Source organism: Microcystis sp. Msp_OC_L_20101000_S702, from assembly GCF_007095705.1.
GTDB lineage: Bacteria > Cyanobacteriota > Cyanobacteriia > Cyanobacteriales > Microcystaceae > Microcystis > Microcystis ichthyoblabe_A.
On the sequence record NZ_SFBO01000096.1, the window covers coordinates 1 to 8,459 of the forward strand.

Genomic DNA, 8,459 nt, shown 5'->3' on the forward strand with positions numbered 1-8,459 from the left:
GGTTTTGATAACCAAATTAAAGCAGCTCTAAAGAGTTTTGAGTTAAAAGTTAAACTTCAAGTTTTCATTCAGGACGAATGTACTGATTAACTAATTTTTTGGGGAAAATTAGTTAACCCATTATTATAACATATAATTAATTTGCAAGAGTTCTATGGAGATATAATATTCACCGAATCTGGATTTATAGCTAAAGGCTTCATTATGCTGACTCCTTTTCAAAAAACATAACTACATATTACACGGAAAATTTCTGGATAACACTCCTCAGAGTAACGATATGGGTCAACTTTTGGCATATCACCCCATCTAGGCGCAATCGCCAGAACTTTTCCCTATATCACGCCCAAAAGCCTGTTAGCCAGATTAGCATATTGTCAAAAACCTTGTTTAACTAAATTCCTGACAATTAGGCCAATTCTAGCGACGATTATTCGATCTGACCGCACCCCTTGACAAAAATTTATCATTATTCGATTCGTTTAATTGTCGGGGGACTCTGTAAAGATTTTTTACTGGGAAATCCACACCCACCAACAAACTTTTTGCCGCAAACCCTAATTCAACCTTTTGCTCCTGTACTTTTAGCAGCACAGGAGCAAAGCTGAAAATAAAAATTAATAACTGTCCTCATCGGTGATAACTTCCACGGGAATCACTTCTTCTAACACTTTTTCCTGCATTTCTTGGCGACGAATCGGTATTTTGGTTTTTTCCAATTCTGGTAAAGCGACCAATTCCCGTTGTTTTTCCCGGACAGTATTGGGTAACAACATCGGTAAAGGTTCGGGGGTTTCTAACCAGTAGCTGGCCACCGGTAGGGTATGTTCTAAATCTTCCAATAAACGGGGAATAATCATCACCGCGTGCAGTTCACCGATTTTCTCTGCTTCCCGCATTCCCGCATCAATGGCCACGGCCACATTAGCGACGGAACCCCGGATAATGGCCGTACACAAACCATCCCCAATCGTTTCGTAGGAAGCTAACTGCACATCGGCCGATTTTAACATGGCATCGGCTGCCCCCACCATAGCGGGAAAACCGCGGGTTTCCAAGAGACCGATCGACATATTGCTCAGTTTGCTGAAACCCCGTTGACTTTGGGCAATTTCGGCTAAACGGCTACCAATTGGGAAAATTACCTCTAAATTGGGCATCGGTCGGGGAATAACCGATTTAGATACCAATTGTCCGAACTGTGCGGCGGTTTTTGCCCCTTCTTCCACTGCTAACCGCACATCGGCAATATTACCACGCACGATCGCAGTACAGTGACCACCGCCAATTTTTTCGTAACCCACGAGGGTAACTTCTGCCGATTTTAGCATCATATCCGCCGTCCCGACGATCGCCGGAAAGCTGAGGGTAGAGACTAAACCCAAGGCGCTATCTTTGGGGTGACGCTTGGTTTTCATCGTCCTTTGACTGGGGTTAGTTGTGGACGAGGAGGGAATGCTTCCATTAACTCTTAATCTAGACATTGAAGATAAACTTGCCCTAACAGGTACGAAGGGGGTGATTGTCAGCTATCCTGTTACTATCTAGTCTATCCTGTTAACCTTAATTGCTATTGAAGATTTTTGAGGGATTAGATAAATTTTAGTTATTGTAGCTTGATCAAGTTGTCTATGACAGAACAGCCTCGCAGTACAGATGATCGAATCAGCGAAACGGAAGCGACCGAATTAATGCGATCGCTGCTTCATAAGGAAGGAAATTGGGTAAATTGGGGGCAAAAATGTCAAAAACTGCAAAAAGCTGGCTACGATTCCCAGTTAATCTTTGAACAAACCGGTTTTCAAAATGCCCAACAAAATTTAATTATTGTCGCTGCCCAAGTTTTTGAGAGTTTAATCAAAGCGGGGGCAGATGAAGATTTGTTAAGTTACTACATTGGGCCGCGCAGTGATGTGCTATACGAATTACGGATTCTCAACCAAGAACAAAGACTAGGGGCAGCGAAATTAGCGGCAGAAAAAAGGATTGAAGTGGCTGAAGCACACGATATCGCCAAAGCTATCCAAGATTTTTCCCGTTTATCCCAGATTCCCAGTGAATTTACCCGTCATCCTGGAGATGCGATCGCTTATCAGTGTTGGAAACGGGGCAAACAAAAGCGGGATTTAGCCGAAAGAGCGAAATTAATCGCTAAAGGTTTGAAATTTGCCCATTCTGACTCGGCCAGACAGGCGATCGAGTCCTTACTACAAGATTTTACCGTTACTCCCACCCGTAGCGCACCGTTGCTACCCGTCCACCGTTTACAGGATGAGGACGAATTAGCCAGAATTATTCCTTTAGTAGGAAGATTTCCGGTGACGGTAACTGATATAAAACACACAGAAAGTCTGAGCGTCGAGGAACCTTTTCGACTGGTAACGGTGGGGGATAAACAAACAATTGTGCCTCTCCCCGGTTGGCAAGCAATTCTAAAGGCGATCGATCCTGTAGCTATTTTATGGCCTAGTGATCAATTACCTCGATCGATTGCCACTAGGTCTGAGGAAGTGTTATTAGTAATCGATCGAGTTTTGGCCGAATGGGACGTGAACAATTATTATCTAGTAGAGAGAGATAATTCCGTCTCTTTACAATGGTTTGATAGTTCCCCCGATGTCACCATACTAGGTGAATTGATCTTGATTTTAAGAGCCAAAAATATCCTCGATGAAAACAACATCACCGAACCCTGGCAAATGGACGACTAAATCAGTGATCAGTAATCAGTAACCAGTGATCAGGTTTAAGCTATTAGTTATGAGTGGGAATAAGAAAATAGATAAACTGATAACTGAATCGAATAAAACTGGTCACTGTTAACTTGTAGCTGACGGCATAACTTAAGAAACTAAGAGACATTTTTAAAGGAAAAAGTAACAAAGCGGACAAAGGAGACAGGAGACAAATTTACCATACTTTTGCCTTTTGACTCTTGCCTTTTTCTGGCTGATAACTGATAACTGATAACTGATAACTGAATATATGCGTGCAGTAATTTGTGGATATTATGGGAGAGGAAACGGAGGAGATGAGGCATTATTAGTGTCTCTATTGCAGATGTTGCCGTCAGAAATTAAACCTATTGTTTTGTCAAATAATCCCAGAGAAACCAGTCAACGTTATGGGGTGGAAACCTGTCCTAGTCGGGATTGGTGGCAAGTTTTTCAAACTCTTAAAAAAGCCGATATATTTATCTGGGGTGGTGGCAGTTTAATGCAGGATGTCACCAGTTTTGCCAGTCCAATTTATTACGGTGGTTTAATGGCTCTTGCTCAATTATTGGGCTTAAAAACTATTGCTTGGGGGCAGGGAATTGGACCATTAAATAGACCTTTTACCCGTTGGTTAACCAAAAAAGTCTTAAAACAATGTAGTTTAGTTAGTGTGCGCGATGATACTTCGGCTCATTTAGTCGCCAATTGGGGTATTAGTCCCATTGTTGCCCCCGATCCAGTATGGGCTTTAGAAGCTCAATCAGTCAAGGGATTATCGGATTTACCCGCCCCAAGAATCGCCGTCAATTTACGTCCCCATCCCCTATTAACCCCAGCAAAATTAGATAAATTAACCCAAGCTTTAATTCATTTGCAAACCAGTACGGGGGCGTTTATTCTCTTAGTCCCTTTTCAAAAGTCGCGGGATTTGCCCCTCTGTGAAGCTGTAGCACGTCAATTAAGGGAAAATTATCAAATCATTACCTTAGAGGATCCAAGACAGTTAAAAGGCTTATTTCGCGGGGTAGAAATGGTGATCGGAATGCGCTTTCATAGTTTAATTATGGCTGCAGCAGAAGATTGTCGTTGTTTTGCCCTTAGTTATGATCCGAAAGTGTCGCGATTAATTGCCGAAGTCCCGATGCCGGGTTGGGAATTAGATCAGTTACCAGAGGCAGTTAATGATATTAGTAACACTTGGATTAATTTTTATGCCAATGGAGAGGGATTAACCAGCGATCGCAAACATTTTTTAATCGATCGAGCTTTAATTCATCGAGAAATTTTATCTAGATTGGTGAGCTAATTTTTATGTCGAGTGCTATTACCGAAGCGATCACGACTTCACGACTATTGCCCTGGGTGAGACAAGATTTGGCTCTACCGAACCTGTCATGTAAAACTATCAACAACTTATGCTTGTAAAGCTTGTACACTAAGGCTTTGAATTTTTGTTAGATTGATATTTATCAACTTTAGAGCATTGCTGTGCAGAGAGGGAGCTTGAGGAATTTTCTACAGTGTAAGTTCGGAAGAACCGAAAAAGAAAGAGTCGAAATGGAGCAAAAAGTAAGCGTGGAGAGATTCCAGGGCGTGTAGATATCAGCGAGCGACCAGCAATTGCTGACCAGAAAACCGAAATCGGTCATTGGGAAAGTGACACAATGATTGGAGGCAATCATCTAGGAGTTCTCGTTACATATATGGACAAAGCCTCGAAATTTTTAGTAGCAGGATTAGCCAAAAACAAAACCGCATCGGAAATCAATAGAGTCACAGAAAAACTTTTCCAAGAGATTCACCCTGACAAAAGAAAAACCTTTACTTGTGACAAGGTTAAAGAATTTTGGCTCTCCCAGGTTTGGTGGGTAAAATGTATTCTAAGATACATTCCTCCTAGCGAGGGGGTGGAACGAACCACAAAGACACAAAGGACACAAAGATCGATCGATCATATAGTAAGTTAAACTTATCACACAGAACCTAGAAGAGCCTCTCTAGCTTGATTTTCTCACCTTGAGTGTGTGACTGCTCACCTCTTTGTAATAAACCTACACCTGTCAGAACGGGTGATGGGGGTAGAGGTGGACAGTGCGATCGCTCATTTGGATGAGTTAGCCCGCAGTCGCGGCTATAATGTGGTTAAAAGGATGACAGCTTGGACAAAGTTAATCACGGCAGTCCCGGTAGGAAAAGCGCAACTAGAGACGCTCGTGACGGGAGTACATACCAGGGTCGATAATTTTTGCTTATAGAATCGTGAAATGCTTACTAGGCAACACTTTTAGGACTATTTTTGGAAAAAAACTATCAGTATAGACCTCGTTTCCACACAGAAACCAGAAGAGCCCCCAATCTAGAATGATAAAATAGGTGAAGTTCAAAGCATCATTCATTAGCTATGACCACAACCCACAAAGTAGAAATTTCTCATTTAGGAAAAATACAAACGATCGAAGTTAGGGAAGATCAAACTATACTACAGGCGGCCTACGATGCGGGGATTGACTTACCCAGTTCTTGCAATGCGGGCGTATGTACTACCTGCGCCGCTCAACTTTCCCAGGGTAGCGTCGAACAAGGTGAGGGCATGGGATTATCCCCCGACCTGCAAAAAGAGGGCTATGCTTTGTTATGTGTGGCCTATCCTCGCTCCGATATTAAACTGGAATCTGGCAAGGAAGAAGTAGTTTATCAACGTCAATTCGGGAAACCCTAGGACAAACTGGGGTTAAGATGACAAATTTTCGGGGGTTTCCCCCCAAAAAACCAGATTTTGAGCCAATAGAACCAGCAAACCCTAACTAATAGCTGAATGCTGACTACTCAGGGAAAACTTTTCCTCTCTACCCTTAAGGGCCGCTTTCATGAAACCAGAAAAGAGAGGATGAGCTTTATTGGGACGAGAGCGAAATTCGGGGTGAAATTGGGTAGCAATAAAGAAAGGATGTTTTGGTAGTTCGATAATTTCCACCAAACGACCATCAGGAGAAGTGCCACTCACCAGATAACCAGTCTCGAAAAAGAGACTACGATAGGCATTATTAAACTCGTAACGGTGACGATGGCGCTCATAGATAACCTCTTGACCGTAGAGAGAGAAAGCTAGACTATCGGGATTTAAACGGCAGGGATAGAGACCTAAGCGCATTGTTCCCCCTAAATCCACCACATCTGCCTGTTCTGGCAGTAAATTAATCACCGGATTGGGTGTATCCTCTTCAAATTCGGAACTATTGGCCCTTTCTAATCGGGCCACATTGCGACCCCATTCGATAATCGAACACTGCATCCCTAAACAGAGACCCAAGAAAGGAATATTATTGACCCTAGCATACTCGATCGCCTTAATTTTGCCATCCACACCCCTAATCCCAAAACCACCGGGTACCACAATACCGTCAACACCGCTTAAATGAGCTTCGGCCGAATCGTTATCCACATCTTCAGCACTTACCCAACGCAATTCTATCTCGCTATCAAGGGCAATAGCAGCGTGTTTAAGGGCCTCCACCACCGAGAGATAAGCATCCCCTAACTGCACATATTTACCAACGATAGCTATCTCTAATTTTTGACTAGGGGATTGCATCTGTCGGATGAGATTTTCCCACTCCTCCAGATGGGGGTATCGGGGACCCAGGTTTAATAATTCTAGGGTTTGTTGCGCTAATCCCTCTTTTTCCAGATTGAGAGGAACTTCGTAGATACTGCTGGCATCCTGAGCAGTAATCACCGATTCCACCGGCACATCACAGAAAGCTGAGAGTTTTTCTTTTAACCCCGGTTGTAGGGGTAGATGACAACGACAGACTAACACATCCGGTTGAATGCCGATCGATCTTAATTCCTTGACCGAGTGTTGCGTCGGTTTAGTTTTCATCTCCTTAGCGGCCGGAATCCAAGGAATTAGGGTAACGTGCATATAAACCACGTTATTTCGACCTACATCCTTCCTAAATTGCCTAATTGCTTCTAAAAAAGGCAAAGATTCGATATCTCCCACCGTACCACCAATTTCTGTGATGACAATATCGGGGTTGGTATCTTTGGCCACCCGGAGAATCCTTTCCTTGATTTCGTTGGTAATATGGGGAATTACCTGCACGGTTCCCCCCATATAAGCACCACGGCGCTCTTTATTCAATACCGCTTGATAAATCGAGCCAGTAGTCACGCTATTGAGACGGGAGAGTTCCGTATCGGTAAAACGTTCGTAGTGGCCAAGGTCGAGGTCGGTTTCGGCCCCATCATCGGTGACAAATACCTCTCCGTGTTGAAAAGGACTCATTGTACCCGGATCCACGTTGATATAGGGGTCTAATTTCAGAATTGAGACGGAATAATCCCGACTTTTCAACAATCTTCCCAAACTAGCGGCGACAATTCCTTTCCCAATACTGGAGACGACTCCCCCGGTGACAAAGACAAATTTACTCATAAAATTCTTCCTGCGATCGATTATACCTAGCAAGGGGTGAGAGTTTTCGGGATGGGGCGGTGTCATTTTCCCAGATTTCATTATAACCGGAGGATCTATACCGCTCAACTAAACTTACTCAAACTTACTTAAAAGCCTGAAAGCTTAGTCATTCGTAGTGGGTCAAGCACTACAGGATTAAACGGCAAACCCTTTATTCCCTGGTCAATGACATCAGGAATTACTTTTCTAATGATGTTAAATGACCCATTGACATCGGCATTTAACAACTGATTTGTTCCCATTTTATACAGTCCCCTAGCTAACCTTTTTCCCTTAAATAATGGTTTTTCTTCACCATATTTAGGTAACTCATCCCTATCTAAAGCACTGGATTGTGAGGTATAGGATTCTTCAGTTATTATGACTTTTATTCCTTTTAATTGAGCTTTGTAGGTTAACATTTCTATTAATCTATAATGGGGAATATTAACAAATTGTTGATTATTCCTTTTTCCTAGATTAAGACATTGTTTTATCCGCTCATTATGCCCAATTATTAATGTCCCTATTTGATGAATAATACACCAATCTATTACTCTTTTACTGGCTGTGTGTAGATAATTTTCTACTCGACAGTTTCGTTTATGGGTTAGGAATATCAATCTCTTAGATGAGGGTTGATTATTTCTGGTTTTCAGTTGAGATTGTAAGCGGGAACGTTGTTTGTTGTAGAAGGTGTTAATTGCTTTTAACGGTCTGCCATTTACCAAAAGAGGTGCTACACCTGTTTGATTTGTAGTTACAGCCATTAAGTTATTAACTCCTAAATCTATCCCAGCTATCTCTTGTTTATCTGTGGTTTCCGACCGTCTTTCATAGACTATTTCAATGACATAACAGCTACTTTTGGGGACAATTCTCACTTCAATTATTTCTCTTCGGGAAGTGGTCAATTTTACGTCGCTCATAGACAAGTGACAAATTCCTTCTTTTAAAGGTTTTTTATAAATTGATTCCTGAGAATATATTAGCAGGTTTCTTCCTTTGGTTTTGTCCTTATACTTAATAATTTTAGGTTTTCCTAAAAATTTTTCAGGGTGTTTTTTCCAAGCTCTAAAAGCGGCAAAATAACTAATCCAAGCCTGATCTAATCTTCTGATTATCTGCTTGCTCACTTTCGTGGGTAAAGCTAAATAATCTGAGGTTTTAGATACCAGATGATAGAGTTGATTAAAACTCAGTTTTTGGGAGTTTTCAAAGAAATATTGGCGATAATGGTAGTTAGCTAGATTGAACAAATTTTTTGACAAGAAGGCATA

The 8,459-nt window shown here is 42.0% G+C and carries 7 protein-coding genes and 1 pseudogene; 5 read left to right on the top strand and 3 right to left on the bottom strand.

What is annotated here, in order from left to right; all coding sequences use genetic code 11:
- Nucleotides 1–617: 617 nt before the first annotated feature.
- Nucleotides 618–1,418 (bottom strand): beta-carboxysome assembly protein CcmO, encoded by an 801-nt coding sequence (ccmO, locus tag EWV60_RS10630; RefSeq protein WP_002775137.1) that lies wholly within the window; start codon nt 1,416–1,418, stop codon nt 618–620.
- Between the two features lie 213 nt (nt 1,419–1,631).
- Here ccmO and EWV60_RS10635 point away from each other — a divergent pair, with 213 nt between their 5' ends.
- The 5 genes and pseudogenes from EWV60_RS10635 (at nt 1,632) to EWV60_RS10655 (ending at nt 5,436) form a co-directional block, all read left to right on the top strand.
- Nucleotides 1,632–2,711 carry a RuBisCO accumulation factor 1 gene (locus EWV60_RS10635; protein WP_002775139.1) on the top strand — a complete coding sequence of 360 codons (1,080 nt, stop codon included), beginning with the start codon at nt 1,632–1,634 and terminating at the stop codon, nt 2,709–2,711.
- 274 nt (nt 2,712–2,985) lie between these two features.
- Entirely contained in the window at nt 2,986–4,023 is a 1,038-nt protein-coding gene (csaB, locus tag EWV60_RS10640) for a polysaccharide pyruvyl transferase CsaB (protein ID WP_149107428.1), read from the top strand.
- 235 nt (nt 4,024–4,258) lie between these two features.
- Nucleotides 4,259–4,564 (top strand): annotated as a pseudogene (locus tag EWV60_RS10645) (IS30 family transposase); the annotation flags it as partial.
- A 177-nt stretch (nt 4,565–4,741) separates the two neighbouring features.
- Nucleotides 4,742–4,972: a DUF3352 domain-containing protein gene (locus tag EWV60_RS10650; protein WP_223210835.1), complete on the top strand. Its 231-nt coding sequence runs from the start codon at nt 4,742–4,744 to the stop codon at nt 4,970–4,972.
- 146 nt (nt 4,973–5,118) lie between these two features.
- Nucleotides 5,119–5,436, top strand: a complete 318-nt coding sequence (locus EWV60_RS10655; RefSeq protein ID WP_002732025.1) for a 2Fe-2S iron-sulfur cluster-binding protein — start codon at nt 5,119–5,121, stop codon at nt 5,434–5,436.
- An 81-nt stretch (nt 5,437–5,517) separates the two neighbouring features.
- Here EWV60_RS10655 and pyrG read toward each other — a convergent pair whose 3' ends face one another.
- Together pyrG and EWV60_RS10665 are read right to left on the bottom strand one after the other, a co-directional pair.
- Nucleotides 5,518–7,158: a glutamine hydrolyzing CTP synthase gene (gene pyrG, locus EWV60_RS10660; RefSeq protein ID WP_069475568.1), complete on the bottom strand. Its 1,641-nt coding sequence runs from the start codon at nt 7,156–7,158 to the stop codon at nt 5,518–5,520.
- Nucleotides 7,159–7,286: 128 nt separating this feature from the next.
- The coding region (locus EWV60_RS10665) for an RNA-guided endonuclease InsQ/TnpB family protein (RefSeq protein ID WP_287232237.1) at nt 7,287–8,459 on the bottom strand (1,173 nt) is incomplete at its 5' end.

Bases quoted from the DNA above. Each gene is read 5' to 3' on its own strand.
- ccmO (WP_002775137.1), bottom strand. From the start codon at position 1,418: ATGAAAACCAAGCGTCACCCCAAAGATAGCGCCTTGGGTTTAGTCTCT.
- EWV60_RS10635 (WP_002775139.1), top strand. From the start codon at position 1,632: ATGACAGAACAGCCTCGCAGTACAGATGATCGAATCAGCGAAACGGAA.
- csaB (WP_149107428.1), top strand. From the start codon at position 2,986: ATGCGTGCAGTAATTTGTGGATATTATGGGAGAGGAAACGGAGGAGAT.
- EWV60_RS10655 (WP_002732025.1), top strand. From the start codon at position 5,119: ATGACCACAACCCACAAAGTAGAAATTTCTCATTTAGGAAAAATACAA.
- pyrG (WP_069475568.1), bottom strand. From the start codon at position 7,158: ATGAGTAAATTTGTCTTTGTCACCGGGGGAGTCGTCTCCAGTATTGGG.